Origin of the sequence: Pontibacter aydingkolensis (assembly GCF_019443125.1) — a bacterium.
Taxonomy (GTDB): Bacteria; Bacteroidota; Bacteroidia; order Cytophagales; family Hymenobacteraceae; genus Pontibacter; species Pontibacter aydingkolensis.
Genome location: NZ_JAHYXK010000017.1, coordinates 56,522 through 77,585 on the forward strand (window position 1 = coordinate 56,522; position 21,064 = coordinate 77,585).

The 21,064-nt window shown below is 43.7% G+C and carries 17 protein-coding genes; 5 read left to right on the forward strand and 12 right to left on the reverse strand.

Annotated features, from left to right (window positions below):
• Nucleotides 1–22: 22 nt before the first annotated feature.
• Genes K0O23_RS16445 through K0O23_RS16455 form a run of 3 tightly spaced genes read right to left on the reverse strand, consistent with a single transcriptional unit; the run spans nt 23 to nt 2,609 of the window.
• Entirely contained in the window at nt 23–649 is a 627-nt protein-coding gene (locus tag K0O23_RS16445; protein WP_219878541.1) for an HD domain-containing protein, read from the reverse strand.
• Nucleotides 650–2,023 (reverse strand): TonB family protein, encoded by a 1,374-nt coding sequence (locus tag K0O23_RS16450; protein ID WP_219878542.1) that lies wholly within the window; start codon nt 2,021–2,023, stop codon nt 650–652. It lies immediately after the preceding gene.
• On the reverse strand, nt 2,010–2,609 hold the full coding sequence (locus tag K0O23_RS16455) for an RNA polymerase sigma factor (RefSeq protein WP_219878543.1): 600 nt from the start codon (nt 2,607–2,609) through the stop codon (nt 2,010–2,012). The genes K0O23_RS16450 and K0O23_RS16455 overlap by 14 nt, the downstream gene beginning before the upstream one ends.
• Before the next feature lie 200 nt (nt 2,610–2,809).
• Between K0O23_RS16455 and K0O23_RS16460 the strand changes: the two genes are divergently transcribed.
• The gene (locus K0O23_RS16460) at nt 2,810–4,669 is read left to right on the forward strand and encodes a vWA domain-containing protein (RefSeq protein ID WP_219878544.1); all 1,860 of its coding nucleotides are present in this window, start codon (nt 2,810–2,812) and stop codon (nt 4,667–4,669) included.
• A 282-nt stretch (nt 4,670–4,951) separates the two neighbouring features.
• Here the strand turns inward: K0O23_RS16460 and K0O23_RS16465 are convergent, their stop codons facing one another.
• Complete coding sequence (locus K0O23_RS16465) at nt 4,952–9,415, reverse strand: DUF7619 domain-containing protein (RefSeq protein WP_219878545.1); 4,464 nt, start codon at nt 9,413–9,415, stop codon at nt 4,952–4,954.
• A 191-nt stretch (nt 9,416–9,606) separates the two neighbouring features.
• On the opposite strand from K0O23_RS16465, the gene K0O23_RS16470 reads away from it, so the two are divergent.
• Nucleotides 9,607–10,038: an acyl-CoA thioesterase gene (locus K0O23_RS16470; protein ID WP_246597162.1), complete on the forward strand. Its 432-nt coding sequence runs from the start codon at nt 9,607–9,609 to the stop codon at nt 10,036–10,038.
• 10 nt (nt 10,039–10,048) lie between these two features.
• Here the strand turns inward: K0O23_RS16470 and K0O23_RS16475 are convergent, their stop codons facing one another.
• The 3 genes from K0O23_RS16475 to K0O23_RS16485 form a co-directional block, all read right to left on the reverse strand.
• Nucleotides 10,049–10,954 (reverse strand): alpha/beta hydrolase family protein, encoded by a 906-nt coding sequence (locus K0O23_RS16475; RefSeq protein WP_219878546.1) that lies wholly within the window; start codon nt 10,952–10,954, stop codon nt 10,049–10,051.
• Between the two features lie 57 nt (nt 10,955–11,011).
• Nucleotides 11,012–12,361: a M24 family metallopeptidase gene (locus K0O23_RS16480; protein WP_219878547.1), complete on the reverse strand. Its 1,350-nt coding sequence runs from the start codon at nt 12,359–12,361 to the stop codon at nt 11,012–11,014.
• Nucleotides 12,362–13,658: 1,297 nt separating this feature from the next.
• Nucleotides 13,659–14,027 (reverse strand): hypothetical protein, encoded by a 369-nt coding sequence (locus tag K0O23_RS16485; protein ID WP_219878548.1) that lies wholly within the window; start codon nt 14,025–14,027, stop codon nt 13,659–13,661.
• 250 nt (nt 14,028–14,277) lie between these two features.
• Between K0O23_RS16485 and K0O23_RS16490 the strand changes: the two genes are divergently transcribed.
• Nucleotides 14,278–14,748 (forward strand): hypothetical protein, encoded by a 471-nt coding sequence (locus tag K0O23_RS16490; protein ID WP_219878549.1) that lies wholly within the window; start codon nt 14,278–14,280, stop codon nt 14,746–14,748.
• A 21-nt stretch (nt 14,749–14,769) separates the two neighbouring features.
• Here the strand turns inward: K0O23_RS16490 and K0O23_RS16495 are convergent, their stop codons facing one another.
• On the reverse strand, nt 14,770–15,045 hold the full coding sequence (locus K0O23_RS16495; RefSeq protein WP_219878550.1) for a hypothetical protein: 276 nt from the start codon (nt 15,043–15,045) through the stop codon (nt 14,770–14,772).
• A 223-nt stretch (nt 15,046–15,268) separates the two neighbouring features.
• Complete coding sequence (locus K0O23_RS16500; protein WP_219878551.1) at nt 15,269–15,460, reverse strand: cold-shock protein; 192 nt, start codon at nt 15,458–15,460, stop codon at nt 15,269–15,271.
• A gap of 433 nt (nt 15,461–15,893) precedes the next feature.
• Between K0O23_RS16500 and K0O23_RS16505 the strand changes: the two genes are divergently transcribed.
• Nucleotides 15,894–17,150: an alpha/beta hydrolase gene (locus K0O23_RS16505; protein WP_246597163.1), complete on the forward strand. Its 1,257-nt coding sequence runs from the start codon at nt 15,894–15,896 to the stop codon at nt 17,148–17,150.
• Between the two features lie 222 nt (nt 17,151–17,372).
• On the opposite strand, the gene K0O23_RS16510 is transcribed toward K0O23_RS16505, so the two are convergent.
• Nucleotides 17,373–17,540, reverse strand: a complete 168-nt coding sequence (locus K0O23_RS16510) for a hypothetical protein (RefSeq protein WP_219878552.1) — start codon at nt 17,538–17,540, stop codon at nt 17,373–17,375.
• A 369-nt stretch (nt 17,541–17,909) separates the two neighbouring features.
• Here K0O23_RS16510 and K0O23_RS16515 point away from each other — a divergent pair, with 369 nt between their 5' ends.
• Nucleotides 17,910–18,275 carry a hypothetical protein gene (locus K0O23_RS16515; protein WP_219878553.1) on the forward strand — a complete coding sequence of 122 codons (366 nt, stop codon included), beginning with the start codon at nt 17,910–17,912 and terminating at the stop codon, nt 18,273–18,275.
• Nucleotides 18,276–18,746: 471 nt separating this feature from the next.
• Here K0O23_RS16515 and K0O23_RS16520 read toward each other — a convergent pair whose 3' ends face one another.
• Together K0O23_RS16520 and K0O23_RS16525 are read right to left on the reverse strand one after the other, a co-directional pair.
• Nucleotides 18,747–20,069: a hypothetical protein gene (locus K0O23_RS16520; protein WP_246597164.1), complete on the reverse strand. Its 1,323-nt coding sequence runs from the start codon at nt 20,067–20,069 to the stop codon at nt 18,747–18,749.
• Nucleotides 20,070–20,164: 95 nt separating this feature from the next.
• Nucleotides 20,165–20,935: a DoxX family membrane protein gene (locus K0O23_RS16525; RefSeq protein ID WP_219878554.1), complete on the reverse strand. Its 771-nt coding sequence runs from the start codon at nt 20,933–20,935 to the stop codon at nt 20,165–20,167.
• Nucleotides 20,936–21,064: the final 129 nt, after the last annotated feature.

Sequence of the window (21,064 nt, forward strand, 5' to 3'; positions counted from 1 at the left end):
AGTTAGAATGACAAGCTTAATACTACCCCAGCATATCCAGTTCCATGCGCAGGTTTTCTCTTGCCTGTAGTTCGAGGCGCTCTCTAAAGAAAGGGGTTTTATAGATGTGCTGCTGACTCAGGAAATGCTGCAGTACTTTTCTTCTGCCGGGTTTGTACACAAGGTCAGGGTAAATGCTGTATTCTTTGCGCACTGCCTGCCGGTACACATTATACTTTTGCCAGCCAGCGCCAAGTATAGCCAGGTCCAGGTCGAGCAGGAAGTTTGTTGTTACATCCGGATGTTCCTGGTGTGCTTTGGTAGCCACGATCATTTCTTTAATAGAAGCGATGTCATTAGTATTTAACCCTATTTTTGCCAGTTTTTTTGCTGCCAGTTCAGCACTTTTCTCTTCGTTATCAGAGCGGGTTGGGCTGTAAAAGATGTCGTGGTAAAAAATGGCAAACTGCAGCGATTCATACTTTATAGCATCGTGTTTATACTTTTCTGCCAGTTCCAGCATGTAGGCCAGATGATCCAGGTTATGATAATGCCTGCTTTTAGAAGTATAAGCTTTTTCAAGTTCCTCCCAAAGGTTGTTAACAAGTGTGGTATCAGTTGTATACTTTCCGCAAAGGGTTTCCCATTGCTGTTTCAGGTTTTCAGCCATTTATTCGTTGTTTTGAGGCTTAAAGTGCACCGTAATTTTAACCTGCTGTGCTGTGTTGCTACCATCTCTTGTGGCCGGTTTCCAGCGCGGCCCTTCTTTTATCAAACGCAGCGCTTCAGTGTCGCAGGCTGGGCAAAGGCTTTTTAAAACCTGCAGGTTCTGTAATTCTCCGGCAGGCGATACAGTTGCCTGCACCACTACACGCCCTTTCTCTGATTTAGAAGTATAACGTATGTTCTCTTCAAGGTATTTACGGTAGGCACGCTTGCCCATAATCGGTCTGGCCGACACCACAACAGGAGCTTGGGTTTTTGTAGCACCATACCCGGTAACCACCACTTCGCTTAGGGACTTGTTATCTTCAGTCAGGTTTACGGTCAGGTTATCGGTGCTGGCGTCTATATTTTTTTCCTGCCGTTCAAATCCGATATAGCTAAAGGCCAGTGTTGCTTTGTCCTGTGGAAGATTGATGGAAAAGTTGCCATTGGCATCGGTAGCTACTCCTGAATTAGTACCTTTTATGGTAACTGCCACTCCCGGCAAAGGCTGTCCGTCTGATGATAGTACCTGTCCCTGTACTTGTTTCATAGACAATGAGCTATGACCTCTTATTTGAACGCCGGCAGCTTTGCCTGCCAGTGCTCTTTCAACAGAAGCAGGTTCTGGTGCGAATGCAGTTTTAGCTGGCTGCGGCACAGTAAGAGCAGGGTTTGTAATTTCTGTGGTCTTTGCAATAACGGGTGCATCAGGAATCGCTTCTGTCATCTTAAAAGGATCTTCTTCCGGTGCTACCTGCACATGGTCAGGAACTGCAACCTCTTTTTCTGCTGCAGCCACCGATACGCGAATATTGCTTTTGTTGCGAACTACTGGAGAAACAGCGGCAATAGTAGCAGGCCTTACAGTATCGGGCATTGCCTCCGCCATACTTTCTATTTCGAAGACAGCAGTTTGCGGCGCCGGGGCAAGTTCATCTTTAGTAACTCCATCCGTATCAGAGGATGCCATGCTTTGCTCTTGTCGGTTTATCTCATTGTAGTTGTAGTACAACACAAGTACCGTAGAGCACATTACCAGAAGTATGGCCGCAGCCACTCGCCAGTCTGTTAAGTATAAAGGCAGTGGCTGACGTTTTTTCTTATGCGTTTTGGCATTAATACGGTGGTTTATACTTTGTACGGCAGTCTGCGTTTTGTCCGGTCCGGATAAGGCCATACCTTCCAGCACATCCGAGCATAGGTCACAGTCCAGGAGGTGGCGCTCCAACTGGTGCTGCAGGGCAGGAGGCAAAACATCTTCGTGGTACTGGCGCAGCAGTTCCACAGAAGGATGGTTTTCCGGGGCCCAAAGTATGTGTCGGTTATCTTGGTACATGGTTTTTCTCCAAGTATAGTTTAAGGTTACGCTTTCCGTTCTGGATATAGCTTTTCACCTTATTTAAATCGCAGCCGGTAAGGGCGCTAATCTCTCTGTAACTTTTCTGCTGCAGGTAAAACAACTCAATGCACTGGCGCTGTTCCGGCGGCAGTTCCTGCAAGGCCTGCTGCAAAGCCTGTTCCGTTTCTTCAACCTGTTCTGCCTCTGTTAGATGCATTGGGGGTGTGTTTTCCATAAACAGGGTACCAGAATTTTCTAAGGCTATACTTTTATTTTTTTTACTGGCCCGCAACTGCATCAGGCAAAAATTACGGGTAGTGCTGTGCAACCAGCTTTTGAAGTTATCGACCTCATGTTTCAGCAGTGCATCGGCAATATGCCCGAACAGCTGCATGGTAGCGTCTTTGCTTTCTTCCTCGTCCTTCAGGTATTTGAGGCATACTAAGTATACCAGTTCGGAGTGCCGCTGGAACAGTTCTCCCAGATGCTCTAACTCACCCGTCTGCCGGTACAGCCGCAGCAACTCCCTGTCGTCGGGGGGCGGTTTACTGTTGGTGAAGAGCTTAAGGAAAAATGGGAGCATTGAGTTTATACTTTATAATTCTTTAGAGCTTAGTGGTCTTAGCGTTAGCCTTTGTCTCCATTGCGGTTAGTTTAAACGCTAAGTGCGCTAAGAATTTCGCTAAGGACGCAAGGACAACTAAAGAAACAGAAAATTTTTCAGAATTTTTTATGGAATCTGTGTGAAGGCTGCATCCACTAAGAAACCAAAACACAAAAGACATGAAAAAACACATCTACCTGCTGCTGGTCCTTCTTATTGCGGGGCTACAGGCAAACGCACAAGGCCGAATGATTACCGGAATCATAACTGATGCACAAAGCGGAAATACCCTGCCGGGTGTATCCATTATGCTGAAAGGAACCACTTCCGGCACCAGCACCAACAAACACGGCAAGTATAACATTAGTGTGCCCGACGAAAAATCTATACTTATTTTCCGGTATATCGGCTATGCTACAAAGGAGGTTAAAGTTGGAAATAAGCAGCAGCTGGATGTAGCGATGGAAGTAGATAACAAAACACTGGATGAAGTAATTGTAACTGGCTATGGGATAAGAGGCTTAGCAGGCAAGGTTGCTGGCGTGAGGATAAGTGGAAATAGCTCGCAATCTTTTATGGCCCATGAAGTGCAGCTGGCACCACCGGTGCATAACACCGAGAATTACAACTACATAAAAGAAAGCACTTTTCAGGATGCCAAAAAAACACCGCTCTCTACTTTCTCTATCGACGTTGACAATGCCTCTTATAGCAACGTGCGCCGTTTCCTGAACCAGGGACAGAAGCCGCCTGTAGATGCCGTGCGCATCGAGGAGATGATCAATTACTTTAGCTATGACTACAAACAACCTACCGGCGATGCGCCTTTTTCGGTAACCACAGAACTGTCGGACTGCCCCTGGAACAAAGACAATCAACTGCTGCATATTGGCCTCCAGGGTAAAAACATCTCTACTGAAAAACTGCCGGCATCAAACCTGGTGTTTCTAATCGATGTATCTGGTTCGATGAGCATGACCGATAAACTACCTTTGGTTAAGGCAGGTTTTAAGCTTTTGGTAGATCAATTGCGACCGCAGGATAAGGTGGCTATTGTAGTATATGCCGGCGCTGCAGGACTTGTGTTACCTTCAACCTCTGGAGAGGATAAGCCGACTATTATGCAGGCAATTGAGAATTTACAGGCCGGCGGCTCTACTGCAGGTGGCGCAGGCATTAACCTGGCTTACAAGGTGGCTCAGGAAAACTTTGTGAAAGGTGGGAATAACCGTGTTATACTTGCCTCCGATGGCGACTTTAACGTTGGTGTTAGCAGCGACAGCGAACTGCAGCGGATAATTGAGAAGAAGCGGGAGTCAGGTGTGTTTTTAACTGTACTTGGCTTTGGTACCGGCAACCTGAAAGACTCACGCATGGAGCAGCTGGCTAATAAAGGCAACGGTAACTATGCGTATGTCGATAATATTCTGGAGGCAAAAAAGGTGTTTGTAAATGAGTTTGGAGGCACGCTGTTTACCATTGCCAAAGACGTGAAGCTGCAACTGGAGTTCAACCCGGCCAAAGTAAAAGCTTACCGCCTGATCGGCTACGAGAACCGCGCCCTGGCCGACGAAGAGTTTAACGACGATAAGAAAGATGCTGGTGACATGGGAGCAGGTCATACGGTTACTGCACTGTATGAGATCGTGCCAGTAGGGGCTAAATCAGCTACTACAACCGGTGATGTTGATCCTTTGAAATACCAGAAGTCCCAACTCGACCCAAAGGCAAACAGTACCAACGAAATGCTCACCCTGAAACTGCGCTACAAAGAACCTGACGGTAACAAAAGTAAACTGATCACGACAACGGCTACTGATAATGCCGTAGCTGTTGGTAAAACATCTGATGATTTCCGTTTCTCGGCTGCTATTGCCGCCTGCGGTATGCTGCTCCGCGACTCAAAGTACAAAGGCAACGCCACGTACCCGATGGTACTGGAACTGGCCCAGAATGCACGCGGAAACGATGAAGAAGGCTACCGTATCGAGTTTATCAACCTGGTTAAATCAATGAGTTTGCTGAGCGATAGGAGGTAGGGTTGATTATTGATTGTTAAATTGTTAAAAAGGATGTCATTTCGAACAACGTGAGAAATCTTTACAGAATTCCAGATAGATCTCTAAAGCTACGCTGGCTCTCTTCGGCTCTCGCCTCAGGAGTGATGGAGATGACAACTTGCTTTTTAATCTACATTAGAGCCATTAAAATGGATTAACTCTGTTGGCAGCAATTTTCTGTAGCCTGATTTGTAGTTGTGTTGTTATGCTTTGTTGATACGGCAAGGGCACAGCAGCACAACTACAATTTTATACTTCATACTACAGGACGCTCAGTTTCTTGGTAACTATTCCCTTGTCAGTCTTTATCTGCAACAGGTACATGCCGGGTTTGGCTGCTGCTATGTTCACATCCAGTTTCTCAGGACGTGGTTTTGGAAGGGCTGCCGTGTGTATCAACCTTCCTGTAGTAGTATAGATCTGTACGTCCTGTAAATCAAAATCGGCGTGTAAAAAGCTGATGGTAAAGTTGCCGGTAGTAGGGTTAGGGTATACTTCAATGGCACGGGCAGGAGTAAATACTTCTATTACAAAATCTGAAGTGCTGAAAGCCTCACCACCAACACCGGTTATCTTTACTTTACCGGTTGTAGCTCCGCGGGGCACCTTTACATTGTAACTTGTTGCAGTGGCCTCCAATACCTGTGCAGTTACACCGTTAAATGTAATTTCATCCTGCACACCCAATGTTCCAAAGTATGTTCCGGTAATCTCTATAGTTGTGCCTACATTGCCTTTTGCCGGCGACATAGAAACAAATACAGGACTTGGGATTACGTCAAAGTATGTAGCGCTTGTTGCCTTGCCTCCGGGTGTTTCTACGGTTAGATAGCCTGATGCAGGTCCTGCTGGTACTTTAACAGTAAGCTGCGTAGTGGTAGCGGATAGTACCTGAGCCTGCACCTGTCCGAACATTACTTTGTTTCGCTCTTTTGCAGCGGCAAAGTTCTCACCGTTTATACTTATGGTTGCGCCCACTTTGTCTGTGTGTTTGCTAAGACTGTTTATGGCTGGCTGATGCCACACTATAAAGGCCGAAGAACTAACTGTTTTGCCTCCTTTTGTAACAATTTCAAATTTACCGGTAACCGCCTGTGCTGGAACTTTTACAAGCAGCGTTGTGCCATTGTTACTGATGATCTCGCAGTTATAGGATCCCAGTTTTATACTTTGGATAAGGCTCTGATCCAATTGCTTGCCCTGTAGGGTTACTGTTGAGCCAAAGATGCCTTCTGCCGGACTAAAACTGCTGAATACAGGCGGCTGGTATACTTCAAAAGTTTCGCTGGCTGTAGCTGTACCGTCTGGGGTAACTACCTTAATGTTACCTGTAGCGGATGAATTTGGCACCAGCACTTTAAGCTCAGTTTCTGTAGCGCTTATCACTGTGGACTGCACGCCGTTAAAGTATACTTTGTTAGCAGCAGCTGTTGTCGAGAATTTACTTCCACTAAGTATAACCTCCGAGCCATACTTTCCGGCAGCAGGGGCAAAGCTGTTGATGCCTGGTGTGGCAATGATCTCCTCGGCGGTTAACTTTACCGCATCTACCATCACCGGCGGCATGTCATAGATGCGGTTGGTGGTTATGTTGGTACGTATCGGAGAGTTAAAATCGAAGAAGATGTCGGCAAAATTCTCTACTGCTGTTTTCTCTGCCAGGTCTACCTTTGGTTTTATGCTGAACTGTATGTAGCCATGGCTGCCAGGCTCGTTGGTAGTGCTGTCGGGTAGCATGATGTTGTCGAAGGTCCAGGTAAGTACTGGTTTGCCTTTGCCGCTTACCTCAAATCTTGCAGAGTGCGAGGTGCTGCCTAATTGCAGTGTGCTCAGGTCAAGGTGTCCGGATAAAGTATCAACCACTACCACACGATAAGCTACATCTGTACCTGTATTCTGGAAGCGTATTTTATACTTTAGTGCTGCCCCAGTTGGTGTGTAGTTCTCTTCTGTGAGGCCAATTGGAGAAACCAGTTTGTCGTTCGGATCATACGAGTCAATGATCGGGAGACATTCTTCGGCTACTTCGGCTTCTTCATCGTCGGTCTGCATGGCGTTTACAAAACCGGTGCTGTAAGGTACCGGTGCAGAGGTTTTATGGCAGGCCTCTACGGTAGCGTTGGCCAGCGTATTATCACCATTGCCTGCGGGTTGCTCTGCCTCAAGGCGTGCTGTTTTTCCTCCGTTTGGTATCCAAAGCACCAGGCTGTCACCGGCTGCCAATTTATACTCTTCCACGGTAGATAGCTGTCCGTCTAAGTATAAACGGAACACCTTGCGTGCATCCATATCGGCCTGACCAGTATTGCGGATCACAAAGCGCACCATGCCTTTGTCGAAATCACATTTACCAGTTACAGTGGCAACCGCGGCAGGAGGTGCTGTAGGGCTTTGGTTACCAGGCGTTATCCAGGCTTTGGTACAAACGGTGAGGCCGCGTATACTTTCGTCGCCGCAAACTACTTTGTCTTGTATCGTGATCACACTGGTCTTCCCCGGATTTATAGTGCCGGCATCAAATACATAAGTGCCATTTGGTAGGCGCGTGTAGGGCTTGTCTGCGGATAGTAGCTCTACCTCTTTGGGTAGTTCGAAGTATACTTTAGCGTTGTTGGCCGGGGCAAAGCCGGAGTTAGTATAGGTAAGTCTGGTGGTGCTGTCGAAGCAACGGCGGCGGCGCGTGGAGGAAACGCTGACGGACAGGTGAGGGGAAAGGGTGACCTTGTTGCCAATATTAGGTCCACTTACAGAGGCTCCATCTTCCTGTAATGTAACCGTTTGATTTGGGAAGCAGGACTGTTCTATGAATCGGCCATTCGAATTATCTGGAACTTGATTGACAGTATATGTTCCTTTGGGTACACGTATATGGTAAAATCCATTATTATCAGATATCCCGTAGTAAGGGCCAGGTTCTGCAGCTACTATTACTCCGGACAATCCATTTTCATCCTCATTTTTTAAACAGTCTCTATTTTTATCTTCATAAATAAACCCCGAAATATAACTGTCAGGTACTTCATTTTGTAATGAGTAAATCGCTACAGTTCGATCTAGCAGCTTGGCAGCAAAAGTTTTACCATTGTTAGTGACTGCTACCCCATAATTAATTAACTCTATTTGTTTTGTAAGTGTACCATCCTGGTTATACATTTTTATGTGTGAACCATAATTAGAATAGTATGATAAAATAGCATTGCCATTTTCATCTACAGCAAGGTTTGAGAAGTTCGAAGGAGTATTAGAAGATTTGTCACCATATTCCATCATCAATTTACCTGATGGACTAAATTTCTGGATGCGATTTCCATTGTAATCGAGCACATACATAAAACCAATGCCATCAAACGCGACAGATTGTGGATACGAAAACTCGCCGGAGCCTAATCCTTTTTTCCCAAAGGCCCCCAGGTATGAGCCATCCGCACTTACTTTATGAATTACACCGCCGTGACCGTCAGCGATGTGCATTATCCCGTTTTTATCTATTGAGAAACTTTTGCTATAAACGATTTCATTGCCTGGTTTAGGAAGCTCTAAATCAAAAGCTTTAATATAAACTCCTTGTCTGCTAAATTTTATTATTCTTTGTCTGTTGTCACCAGCCTCATACAGGTAAATATATCCTTTCAAGTCCACAGCAATCATTCCCGCAACCGAGTATTGAGTGCCTATTATTACATTCGCATTGAATTTGAGTACTAAGCCACCAGTAGCATCGTATTTATGTATATTCCTTTTTTCTCCATCATAAAAGTATAGGTTGTTATACTTATCATAAACTGGGTTTGTGAAATTATACTGACGCCCGTATTTCTGTAAGAAAAACCCATCTGCAGAATATTTCTTGATGCTACCTGCTGTTGAGTGTGGATCTGCTGCATAAAGGTTGCCTTTTTTATCTAGCTTTAGGTCTATACCATCGCCCAGCAGGCCAGACTCATGGGAACCATGTCCGGCAAATTTTGTAATTAAGTTTCCGTTGGAATCGTATTGCACTATATCTCGAGAATACGAGTAGACAACGTAGAAGCCTCCATCTTGGCGAATAGCGACACTGCTGGGCCTGTTAGTATTATAGCTTGGTCCTTTTTGTTTTACATTAAACTGTTTTAGAATTTCTCCTGTCGAAGAAAACTTAAACAACTGGTCATTTCCCGAATCCAATATGTAGATATTCCCTGCCTCATCGATCTTTGTGTCCGTGGCAACGTTTAATACACCATTAGTTGTAGCACTTGAACCTATTTGCATTAAGAATTGCCCGTCCGGACTAAATTTTTGTACCCTTGGCTTAGTATAGTCTACGATATATACGTTTCGGTCTTCATCTAAGGACACTTGTCCTATAGATTTGAATTTGCCGTCTCCTGTACCATAACTACCATATACCTGTAAAGGCTGGCCAAGTTGATTAAGCTTAGTTACACATGAACAGTTGGAATCTGTTACATATAGGTTTTCTTGATTATCAATTTCTATAGAAGTATAAAAGGTCCTGTTTTTATTGTTGACATCCTTTATACTCGCCAGCAATTTCCCAGATGAGTCTATTACGTTTATTTTATCTGCTTCTAAAATATAAATATTACCCGCTGTATCTAATGTTAAGCCTTTAGGACTTGATATGGGAGTGCCGATTATACCAACTTGATTAAAATCAGGTGTTTGGGAAAAGGCTGTTTTTAATTGAATCAGTAATAACAGTAGTAAAGCTGTTCTCATAGGCTAAAAGAGTGAATTGGGTAAAGTATGGCTATCAGGCTGTAAATCTACTAATTAAAGTATAAATATGTAACTATACTATACTTCTGACGAAGGCTAATTAAAAAAACACAACCTGTGTTACATTCTAAGGTTCTATCTTTGCCTAATACCCTACATAGAGGCATTTAATTAAACCGAACCAATAACACATGAGCCATACTTATACCGGAAAGGTAATGTGGTCGCACCTGGATGCAAACATGCACATGCGCCATTCTGCCTATGCCGATTTTGCCGCACAAGCCAGGATTGAAGCACTCGACGAACTGGGACTGGACCTGAAGACTTTTCAGCGGCTGCACATCGGGCCTATACTTTTCAGGGAGGAGACAAAATACCTGCGCGAGGTAAGTATAAACGAGCAGTTAACCGTAACCACTGCACTAACAGGCAGCCGGAAAGACGGATCGAGATGGGCCATCCGGCACGAGATATTTAAAGCAGATGGCGTAAAAGCTGCTGTAATTGTAGTAGAAGGCGCCTGGATTGACACCCTGAAAAGGAAACTGGCCGCCTTACCTGAAGACCTGGCTGAGCACTTTAACCAGATACCTAAAAGTGCTGATTTTGTGGAGCTATAGGATTAACATACTAGTGCCTCTTTACCGGAAGCACCTCCTTAACAGCCGATAAAATACTTGGCCAGGCAGCGGACATAGGAGCAACCACATCAAAATGGCCGGTGTTCTCTAAGAGTATAACCTGCGTATCGTCGCCTTTGGCTTTGGCGCTATGGGCATACTGTTGGCTTTGTGTTACGGGTACTATCGGATCGTTAGCGCCTTGTACTAACCTTTGCGGAACCCCAAGTGGAAGCATTTGAGCAGGAGAGGCCTGCCTGTATCGGTATGGTTGTGCTCCAGGCATGCCATCCATCAACTTTTCTACAGCTGTGTTGCAACTGCCTTTGTCCATACTATAGGTGGCAAGGTCTGGTATGCCGGCTAGCGCTATTACTCCTCTCAGTTTCAGGGGCTTTTTAGTGTAAAGGTCACTCTTACGTGACAGGCCTTTGCGTGCAGCCAGCCAGAGTGCTAAATGGCCGCCAGCCGAGTGTCCCATCACTGCTACCTTTTTTGAATTTACCGGATACTTTTTAGCCATTTTGCGTACAAAGTCTGTGGCCATAGCTACGTCTCTGAACGTGCCGGGATAGCCGCCGCCTGCATCGCCCACACGCCTGAACTCAATGTTCCAGGTGGCATAACCTTCTTTGGTTAAGGCCTCGCTTACATGCGACATGTAATTTAAATTGTATGCCGACAGCCAGCATCCACCATGCACTACCACTACCACAGGAAAAGGTCCCTTGCCCTGCGGCAAACGCAACTCCCCAAACTGTAGCGAATCAGGGCCATACTGTAGCTTGTGGTCTGGAGCTGGCAGGGGCAATGCAGCTATTTCCTGCCAGGTGATCAGCTTAGGTTGCTGGTCCTGTGCAAGCAGGGTTGCGTTAGTGCAAACGCAAAAAAGTATGGCTAGTAAGGTAACTCTCATGTTCAGATTGGACTGGTTAGTTTCGTTTTAGGATCAGTAGTAAAAGCAGTTAAAAGTCTACTGTGTTTTGCTACGCGGGATCAGCAGCAGTTCTTTCTGCCTTCCGTCTATGTAGCGAACACCGTTTGGAGTAAATACGGCCTGCTCTTCCAGCATTACCCGGATCTCTTTGTTGTTCCATTCTGGTAGCACTACTTTGGCGTTCAGTTCAATGGCATAAACCGTATTGTATTGGAGTAGATAGTCTCCGGTGCCGGGCACACCTTGCTGCTGGTCCCACATGCCAATGGCCGGACCTGCACCATGCCCGTGATAGCCGATGGGATGGGAGTAAATACTGGGTGTTATATTTTCCTTCTGAGCCTGAGCCAGCGTCTCTTTCAGTACCTGGTTGCCTGACTTGCCTGCTTCAAACTTTGAGGTGAGAATGTCCTGCAGGCGGTTACCGGTGTTCAGTGCTTTCTTAAGGTAATCAGGAGCTTTTTTCTCTCCGGGTTTTAGTACATAGGCCAGTTGCTGCACATCGGTGTTAAGGCCAAGGTATGTTATGCCAAGGTCTACATGCAGCAGGTCGCCGGGCATGATAACCTCCACCTCGGGGCGCTGTGAGAAAGAACGCTGAGAGTCTCCGGAACCGGGGTTGGCTCGTTGCAAATCTACTGTTGGGTGAAACCAGGCGGTAAGCTTTAATTCGGCGATGCGTTCCCGGTACCACCAAACCACATCATCTGTAGTTGTAACACCAGGCTTAACTACTTTTTCGGAGAATCCCTCTGCAATAATTCTGTGCCCGATGCGGCTGATTTGCTCATATAGCTCCAGCTCTGTTGGAGTTCTGATCTGAAGCCAGTTAACTGCCAGTTGTTCTGCTGAAACCACCTTCTTTTTAAAAGCAGCAGGCAGGTAATGCATCAAGCTGTCATATTCTGCTTTGGTAAGTCCATCGGCATGGGCAAATTGTGGCGAGATGTTCAGGCCTATCTTTTTAGGGTTTCTTTCGCTGATTAGTTCAGCCAGGCGTTTCCATTGGTTGGGTTCCTCTTCAGGTTTCCAGGCTCCTTTCATCAGCTTGCCAATATCGTAACGTGCCACGGCCAGCTTTTCCAGTCCTTTTTCGGGGCCCTGGTCTGTAAACAGCATAATGGTGCGACGTCGGGCTGCCAGCCAGGTAGCAGGAAGCATGGTTCTGGCGATAGGATCTTCGTTGTACTCCCGCGCTATAATCACCCACATATCGATGCCCTCGCGGCGCATCAGCTCGGGCAGGAGCTTATCGAGGCGTTCCTGCAGCACATTGTCTTCCAATTTAGCACGTTCACGGAGTGGCATAATACCAGTCATTTGCTGTGCTATCGTATTTTCTGAACTAAGTACTAGTAGTAACAGTAACGGGATAAGTTTTTTCATGTGCAGGTGTTATGGATTACGAAAAATATATTGAGGCAGGCGGCAGGTTTATCCGTTCTTTTTAATGAACCAATTGGTAGCCAGGTTTAGGTTGCCGGTTTTACCTTCAGCAGTCTTTTAGATTTTGCTCATTGTAAAGTTCGAGCAAAGGTATAGAGCATGGATTTGTAGGTATCTGGGCTGGTTGTAGCGCAAAAGTGGTGAATGCGCATAGTAGCAGCGCAAAGCAAAGTATAGATAGTTTCATCTGAGATAAAATCGCTATGTTGGAGTTAAAGCTTGCAGTAAATATAAGGATACTTTTTAAGCCAACATTTACATACATACTAATTGGCACCACTGGTTGCGAAGTTTAATGTGATCTATATGTGTGTAGTGGGAGCCTGCAAATTCAATAAAATATGTACCGGGTTTTTATCAGTTTAGTTGAGGATTAAGAAAGTCGTAATAAGGCAGGATGTTTAATCTTCGTATTGCATTAGCCTGTCGAGCATGTTTTTAAGCTCATCCATACTTTTTACAAGCTTGGAATCACCTAGGGTGCTCATTTACAGGTGCTACAAGAGAGGTGCCACTCAGTTCAACATCCTGCTCTATACCGGGTTCTCCTTTGAATCTATGATCAGGGACAGGACGTCTTTGTGGGTATATTCGTTTACCATTCAGGCATATATAGGGGTAAGTTTTTTACAGACGGGGCATTCATCTGCCACAAATTCTGCAATTACATAGTCATACTTTTAGGTAATACATCGCAAATCTTTGTCGGTAGCCTTTAATATTTGTCTCATCTATTCGGTAGTCTACATTAACAAACGTACCTACTAAAATTGAATTTAAAGTGCTATAATTAAGGTAAGTTTGGCACTAACTGGCTTGCAAATATGGCCGAGTTGTGGTGCGGTATCATTGATCTTATAAACTGTCTGCCATTTACAAAAGTTGGCTGTGCAGCAATATAAAAGTAGCTGCAATAATGTGCAGTATGCCTGCCACAGTTATAGTATTAAGACTTCTGATTTGTCCATGCCTCATATTAAGCCAATGTATTATAGTGCCATAGAGGTTACCATCGGTAGGGCTAAGTATAAATCGTTAAGGTAAACATGATCAAACAGAGCAGTATTCAGAATACTAAAGGCAAACCTGATCAGAAAATGGACACCCAGTAACAGCAAAACGTTAATGCATATTTCTTTTCCATAAGTAACGTTTCAGCAAGCGTAAATTCAGTACCTCACAAAATAATAGTGAACCTGGCAAAGTTATGAGTTGATCTCAGGTGAGCCTTGTTATACTATTGGTTTGATTTAGCAGCTTGTTTTTCAGCTTTCTCGCGTGCTTTTATAGATTTTTGTTCCAGTTTGTATGATTTCTTTGCTTGTTTGGCCGCACTACTGGCTGTTTTATGTGCGGCTTTGGCTTCATCGTACCTCTTTTTGGCAATATCTAATTCCCGTTCAGCCTCTTTTAGATTTTGTTTTGTAATGTCTGCCCTGTCATGGCGCACTTTATAAATAGAGTCGGCACGGTGCAGGCGCTGCTGATCATGGGCAGCACGCAATTCATTTGATTTTTGCTGCTGAGCTGTTTGTGCTATTGCACTAGTATTTGTTGTAAATAAATACAGCAGCAGGCTTACCGAAAGTATAAATAATCTTTTCATACTTATATATACGTCTATTTATCTCATTGTGAATGAATTTGTTATAAACTATATTTTTAATAGTAAATGGTACAATGCAACCTTGTATGAATGAAATTAAACAGGAGTGATAAACATGAAAAAGTATGTCATATGCTAAATAATAAGTGGGGTTAATATAACTAATGTGCTTTATACAGAATCTATACATTGTTTTAAGCGTACAATTTTATATAAAAATAATATTGTTATTTGTTGATCCAGGCAAAGTATGAGAAAGCTTGAATTAAAAGTTGCCTGGAAAAAAGACTTCGCAACCATGCGCTACAGCCCTGGTAAGAAACTTATCTGGACAGAGTGGAGAGGAGCTATATCCAGTGAACAACTACGGGAAGCTATAATTTATGAATGTGAGTTTATACTTGCTAACAGAGTAGAACTCATGCTTTCTGATTACACCATGATGATTCCCCCTGCTCTCGAGGATCAGGTGTGGGTTGCCAACCATACGACTGAATTGCTGCAGCACAGCAGTCTGCGGCTGGTAGCTAACCTAATGGCACAGGATATTTTTCAGCAGATAACAATCCATACGATTTATGCTTTTACCTCAGATGTATTGTTACCCTGCGAGTCAAGGGATTTTGTTACAAAAGAAGAGGCTTTGGAATGGCTGTTTTTGGGAGATAACAGCAGCAACAAGCAGGCAGATAATAGCTCAACATCGCACATTAAACCTTGACTAGCATATTCCTGTGTACACTTAGTCAATACAATTGTTAGCCCTTAGCAGGTTAAGTATTGTCAGTTTTTGAGGATGTTTTTCCTTTAGCAACCTTAACATATATTTGAATACCAGGTATTCTTCATATGTCTTGTCGTTAGCTTCCAGATTCTTTTTATAGTCTAGTGTTTGCAGGAAACTCTTTGTGTCATTATAAAGAATATATTCATATACATTAAAGAAATACTTCCGTGCAATTTCCTTACCCAGATTATAGCCTGTTACTTCCCAAATTGCTGTTCTTTTATTTTTCATGGTATACAGTACAATTATAAACTAATTGCAAGGTCTTGAATATCAGATCAATAAAAAATGATAATTATCAACTTACAACTATGATTTTCATACTTAACCTCAGGCTGGGTTTATGAATGGGGAGGACAATTTAAATGTAGAGTAGGGGAGAATGAGATACTATAAAAGCAAAAAAGCCTTACGTTTAGCGTAAGGCTTTTCTTTATAAGGTGACTACAATAAGTTAGGCACGCTTAACATTTACAGCGTTAAGGCCTTTTCTGCCTTCCTGCAGTTCGTAAGTTACTCTGTCGTTCTCTCTAACTTCATCAACTAAGCCAGAAACGTGTACAAAGTACTCCTGGTTAGTGTTATCGTCCTTAATGAAGCCAAAGCCTTTTTCTGTGTTGAAGAATTTTACTGTTCCGTTGTTCATAAATTTTTGATGTTATTGTCTTGAAGACGTTTATTGAGGTAAATTTGTTCATATTATTTTACAAAACCCTAATTTTTTTTGAAAAATCGGCTTTAACACAGGATAAAGGGCAATTATTTTTTTTGGCCGTGGCATAATGAAGCTAATTCACCTGTTTTTAAAGTTTATTTTGCTTTCCGGTTTTTTGCTTCAAATAGATGGCTTGGTTCATAATTCTGGTTTTACCAGAGTAATGGTTTCATCATTGTATTCTGCTCCATTGTCACCATATGCTAATGGCTTATCATTCTTTCTCTATAACCCGGAAAAATTCCTGTGCCTGTTAAAGAATCCGTAACAATATTTTAAATTAACTAAAAAGCATTATTACCTGCCTGATATCCATAGCCTTATCTCAACCGTAAACGGATTAATCAGACCATGCCATTTAGCTATGAAAAAAAACTACATAAAAACCGAACAAGAAGAGTCAAGCTGGCAACATGCCACACAAATTACCTCTGGTATCCGCTTTTTAAGGGTATTATTAGCAAGCTGTTTGATTACTATTACTACAGGTTGCGCTGATACAACATCAGATTCTGATACTGAAACTGCAACAACAGAGCGTGTTAGTACTGGCGAAACTGCAACTACTGCTGCTGATGACACTGCCAAAACCACAGGCACCGATGCCATGGCAATAATAGGCAGAATAGAACCTACTGGATCTGCACCTGCTTGGGGCAAAAACATAACCGACCCAATGTTGCTTGTAATAGAAAAGCTCACTGAGTTGCAAACCGGACCACCATTGCACCAGCTAAGCCCTATGCAGGCCCGTAAGGCCCCCACACCGGCCGATGCAGTAAAGGCTCTGCTCCAAGAACATAATGCGCCCATGCCACCTGCTCGGGTTGATACAACTGGTAAAAAAGTACCAGTAGAGAAAGGAAGCATACATGCCCGCATTTATACTCCGGCAAATGCCACAGCATCCAACCCTGGCATTGTATATTATCATGGCGGTGGCTGGGTTATAGCAGGTATTGATACTTACGATGCCTCGGCCCGTGCGCTTGCAGAACAAACCGGAGCCGTAGTGGTGGCTGTTGCATATCGCCAGGCACCGGAACATAAATTTCCGACAGCCCACAATGATGCTTTTGCTGCCTATAAATGGGTGGTTGATAATGCAGCGTCTTTAAAGATAAATCCGGACAAGATAGCAGTAGCAGGAGAGAGCGCCGGGGGTAACCTTGCTGCCAATGTAAGTATAATGGCCCGAGACAACAACGTGAAAATGCCTGTGCATCAGTTATTGGTTTATCCCATTGCAGGCTATGACATGAACACTGCATCGTACCAGGAGCACGCGCAGGCCAAGCCGCTAAGCAAGGCTGGTATGGCCTGGTTTTTTGATAAATACCTGCGCAATACAAAGGATGGAATGGACCAGCGCATTGCATTGGTTAATGTGCCAAACCTTAGAAACCTGCCGCCTGCCACTGTCATAAACGCTGAAATAGACCCACTACGAACAGGGGGAGTTCTTTATGCGGATAAATTGAAAGAAGCAGGAGTAGCTGTAAAGGCACAGGTATACGATGGGGTAACACACGAATTTTTTGGAATGGCTGCTGTTCTGCCACAGGCCAAAGAAGCTCAGGCTTTGGCAACGGCCGAACTCAATAAAGCTTTTGGTAAGTAAATATCAGACAATGGCGCGAGTAGAAGAGACCTGTCGTTATAGCAAGACACGGAAGTAATTTCCCGCTAGCGAAAGTCAAAGAAATAGATCGAAAGGCCCCTTTTGTGCAGGAGCCTTTCTTTTTTTTCATAGGTAGACTGGAAGCGGTTAATTATACTTTTAAGCGTTTGTTTTTTTAGATACATGACTAGCTCGTGCTGCCACCAAAGCTGGTAAAAACAACTAGCAGACTGGCGTTACTTCAAAAGTATGACTGGCTGCATTATCTCGCCATTCCAGGTTTGTTGCTTTGGCGCGTTTTTCCAAGTTGCACCTGCTTGTATTTTTGATTCCAGTGAAGGTTAGCGTGAGCAGTAGGAGCATGGCTACTGCAGCGATTACTGATTTCATAGTATGAGATAACTAAGGTTACTTGATTTATTTGATGCACTACATTTTGACCCTTGCCTAGGTACAGGTTATTGTGATAAAAAAACCTTTACAAGTTAAATGCCAAATTATAAAAGTTTGATATTCAGTGCAATGTAGTGTAGGGGCGGCTTTTGTACTGTCTGGAAATGAACAGTTCCGGACAATAGTGTTTGTTATCGTACAGTAGCTTAAGCCTTTATAAACATTGAATTTTGAGTATGCCTTAAATTCTGTACCTACCGTATACATTCAGAAATTATCGTATTCTATATGCATCTGTCAAACGATTATTTTATCAGCCAGGTATTGCTACCTCAGAAACTAATCTTCACTAAATTTTTGAGGCCAATGGAGCATGAGGTATATAAGGAGGCTATGCTATATGTATTCACCACCATAAAAGACAATAACCTGGAAAACTGGGTGATGGATTCTACCAAAAGCAACTTTACGATGCAGGATCAGAAGTGGTCTGTAGAGCAATTAGGGCTTTTGCTACAAGATACTCCCTTAAAAAAAGTGGCGATGGTGCGTGCTAAGGATTCTATGTTGCAGATAGCTGCCGAAGCTATGCGTTCCAAAATTTACAGGATATTTGGTACCCAAAAAGAGTTACAGCATTTTGCCACCCTTGAAGAGGCTCTAAGGTTCATGCTACCCGATACAAATCCAGGTCAGCTGTTGAAAAAGCTTAAAACAGTTACAGAAGCTTAAGTATATCCGACACTTTTACCGTTGCCAGGTTTGATGGCACAATTAAACGGGCAGCTTTATACTTGCATTTACCTGGCAGAAAGTAACCGAACTATTTAATTTCTAGTCGCGGCTTATCATTTTAATAAGCATACAAAGTAACATATGAGACTTAGGGTCAAAGCTGATCAAGTCTAAAAACTTCTTTTTCATAGTAGGGTGAATCAGATTTAATGATCAATTTAGAAATAAGCGCAATGATAAAGTAATATTTTATCATATTTAAAGTATAAAATTAAGAATTCTAAATTGGAAATGCAATACGCATTTTTGATGATTTTACATAGGTTGTATACAGGTTTTATACATTCTGTAAACAAATCATGGTAAAATCATCTGTTTAGCTCTCGATTTATGTTGTCATTTATGGATTCATACTTCAGGTACAGAAGATTCGCAGTTTAAAGATTGTAGATTTATACACTATTCTTATTAGTCCATCTCTTCTTTGAGCAGCATAGAGGCCGTGTTTGGTTTTGAAAGTAACTCTCTGAACAATTCCCAGCGTTTTTCCGGGTTGTTGGCTGTGCCACCTTTTTTTTCAATGTGCTTCCTAACCAGTTCCTGGCCCAGGTTATAGTTTATCACGTAGCTCCTGTAGCGATCTATGAAGCGGGTGCGCTGCAAGGCTTTTTCTTTTTCGTAGAAGTTATACTTTACTATCCATTCTGCCGCCTGCTCACGGGTTATTTTTCCATCGAGGTACAGGCGTGCCGCTTCATTGCCCGCAAAATTCAGCTTGCCTATCTTACCTAGTATGGCATAGTAATGGGCAGCATCTGCAGGGTTTAGTCCGGCTAACGGAAACAGTACTGCTTTTTCAAACTGCAGGCGCTGCTCTTCCGGAAAAGCTACCGCTATGCCGTAGTTGGCGCTACCTTCTGCGATAAGAGACTGCGGACTGAACAGTGGGTAAATGGCATACTCCTTCCAACCTCGCTTGTTTACCAGTTCCTGCTCTAATATTGCATTAAATACGTGATGCCCCGGATAACCTTCGTGACAGGCAAGGTCTATGGCCCGATCAATATAAATCGGGAAATCAGTATTGATCTGTATCAGGCTGTATCCGTTGCCTTTATAATAGTTATACCCTGACCATGGTTTGTCGGTAACAAACTCAACTGTGAAATTCTCGTTGGCTGGTAATTTATAGTGGGCCAGTGTGCGCTTTCGTGCCTCGTTTATAGCCGCCTGAAAAACAGTGTCCAGCTTATGCTTTGGTATTTCAAAACGGGTACGGTAGGCTGCCCAGCGTTCAGCCACTGTGCCTTTGCCAGGTAGGGCGCTGTCTATTTCCTGCAACAGGGAATCGTAATAGGTCTGTGGGTGGTGTGGTGGCTGAGCATCGTACAGTAGCCTGGCCTCTTCGTCAAAAGGAAATTTCTTCCCTTGCATCATCTCTATTTTGGTAGCAGTTGCCAGCACCTGCTTCTGTAGCATCAAAACTCTACGCTTCTCCATCTCGCTCAGGGCAGTAGTGTCGTGTTTAAGCAGCTCAAAGCTAATGGCGTTCAGTTCCTGTAAAAGTTCACCTGCTGGCAGAGAGTCCTGTGGTTGGGTGATGGGCTTCCATGCTTCAGGACCATAATAGGCATCTACTACATCGCTATCGTACTGGCCGAGTTGCAATACCGTTTTTACATACCGTTCAGCCAGTTCATCCATCGCAATGGCTTTTTCGGTTCGTACCGTTGTAGCCGGAGTACAGGCCCATACGGTGGCGGCAAGACAGTAAAATAGCGTTTTTTTCATAGGTGATATAAGGGATGTCATTTGAAAAGTATAAGCAACGGTTTTGGTTAAAGTATAAAACAAGTGAGGCTTACAGCAACACGCAGTATTTATACTTAAGTGTTACCGGCGAGCATACCTGTTTCTTCTGCTTTTTTGCTTCGCGAGCTAAGGTATATTCTTACCACCAAAAGTATAGCTTCGGTGGACAGCACGATTAAATGCAAAGCCACTGCAAAACTGCTTAGGTTTGCAAATGTAACAATGGTCATCGCTACAAAGGGCAGGCCTATCAGAATTCTGTCAATCAGGCTAAAAGCTCGCTTATAAAGTACAGTAAGTGCAAGACACACAAAAATAAGCAGGGCAAGCAGGTTAGTGAGTAACAGGTTGTAACTGGCCGCCACCAGTATAAGCGCGCAGAAGCCCAACCCTAACCAGCTATACTTGTTCTGTCCCAGTTTATCGGTAAGCGTTGGTTTTATAAGATGATCGGCTATCGGATTAAAAAGGAACATGAACTTTTGGCGTTCCACGAACAGCAGCACCAGGTTTAACCCCAGAAAAAAGGCATTAATGTACGGTGTACCGGTCCAGTTCATAGAAACGGTTACCGTCAATATGGCTACGTTCATAGGCACCAGCATAATGGCTCCCAGCAAACTATACCGTTGCGACATAAGCAATGCTCCAATAATAACCTGAAACGTAGCCACCACCTGCGCAAAAAATCCCAGCCCATGCTTTGCAAGTGCTTCTTCCAGCCAGGGAGGCCCGATTATTTGTCCAAAATTACCATTTGTTAGTTTGCACATCCCGGCCGAGAAAAATATATAGCCCAGGAACAGCCGGATTAGTACTACCAGAAGGTCTTTGTTTTTTATCATAGTTGTAGGTGTAAAAGAGCGTGTAGTTTATAAAGCTTTAGTAAAGAAAGCCTATTTAGTAGCTTCTCAAAATAAATTATACTAACAGCGGAATTTCACCTATCAAAAAACTCTTGTGTCTGTTGGTAC

What these genes read in the sequence shown, in the direction of transcription:
- K0O23_RS16485 (WP_219878548.1), bottom strand. Translation starts at nt 14,027, where the DNA reads ATGAAAAGATTATTTATACTTTCGGTAAGCCTGCTGCTGTATTTATTT.
- K0O23_RS16505 (WP_246597163.1), top strand. Translation starts at nt 15,894, where the DNA reads ATGAAAAAAAACTACATAAAAACCGAACAAGAAGAGTCAAGCTGGCAA.
- K0O23_RS16450 (WP_219878542.1), bottom strand. Translation starts at nt 2,023, where the DNA reads ATGTACCAAGATAACCGACACATACTTTGGGCCCCGGAAAACCATCCT.
- K0O23_RS16515 (WP_219878553.1), top strand. Translation starts at nt 17,910, where the DNA reads ATGGAGCATGAGGTATATAAGGAGGCTATGCTATATGTATTCACCACC.
- K0O23_RS16445 (WP_219878541.1), bottom strand. Translation starts at nt 649, where the DNA reads ATGGCTGAAAACCTGAAACAGCAATGGGAAACCCTTTGCGGAAAGTAT.
- K0O23_RS16520 (WP_246597164.1), bottom strand. Translation starts at nt 20,069, where the DNA reads ATGAAAAAAACGCTATTTTACTGTCTTGCCGCCACCGTATGGGCCTGT.
- K0O23_RS16510 (WP_219878552.1), bottom strand. Translation starts at nt 17,540, where the DNA reads ATGAAATCAGTAATCGCTGCAGTAGCCATGCTCCTACTGCTCACGCTA.
- K0O23_RS16525 (WP_219878554.1), bottom strand. Translation starts at nt 20,935, where the DNA reads ATGATAAAAAACAAAGACCTTCTGGTAGTACTAATCCGGCTGTTCCTG.
- K0O23_RS16495 (WP_219878550.1), bottom strand. Translation starts at nt 15,045, where the DNA reads ATGAAAAATAAAAGAACAGCAATTTGGGAAGTAACAGGCTATAATCTG.
- K0O23_RS16470 (WP_246597162.1), top strand. Translation starts at nt 9,607, where the DNA reads ATGAGCCATACTTATACCGGAAAGGTAATGTGGTCGCACCTGGATGCA.
- K0O23_RS16500 (WP_219878551.1), bottom strand. Translation starts at nt 15,460, where the DNA reads ATGAACAACGGAACAGTAAAATTCTTCAACACAGAAAAAGGCTTTGGC.
- K0O23_RS16460 (WP_219878544.1), top strand. Translation starts at nt 2,810, where the DNA reads ATGAAAAAACACATCTACCTGCTGCTGGTCCTTCTTATTGCGGGGCTA.
- K0O23_RS16455 (WP_219878543.1), bottom strand. Translation starts at nt 2,609, where the DNA reads ATGCTCCCATTTTTCCTTAAGCTCTTCACCAACAGTAAACCGCCCCCC.
- K0O23_RS16490 (WP_219878549.1), top strand. Translation starts at nt 14,278, where the DNA reads ATGAGAAAGCTTGAATTAAAAGTTGCCTGGAAAAAAGACTTCGCAACC.
- K0O23_RS16465 (WP_219878545.1), bottom strand. Translation starts at nt 9,415, where the DNA reads ATGAGAACAGCTTTACTACTGTTATTACTGATTCAATTAAAAACAGCC.
- K0O23_RS16475 (WP_219878546.1), bottom strand. Translation starts at nt 10,954, where the DNA reads ATGAGAGTTACCTTACTAGCCATACTTTTTTGCGTTTGCACTAACGCA.
- K0O23_RS16480 (WP_219878547.1), bottom strand. Translation starts at nt 12,361, where the DNA reads ATGAAAAAACTTATCCCGTTACTGTTACTACTAGTACTTAGTTCAGAA.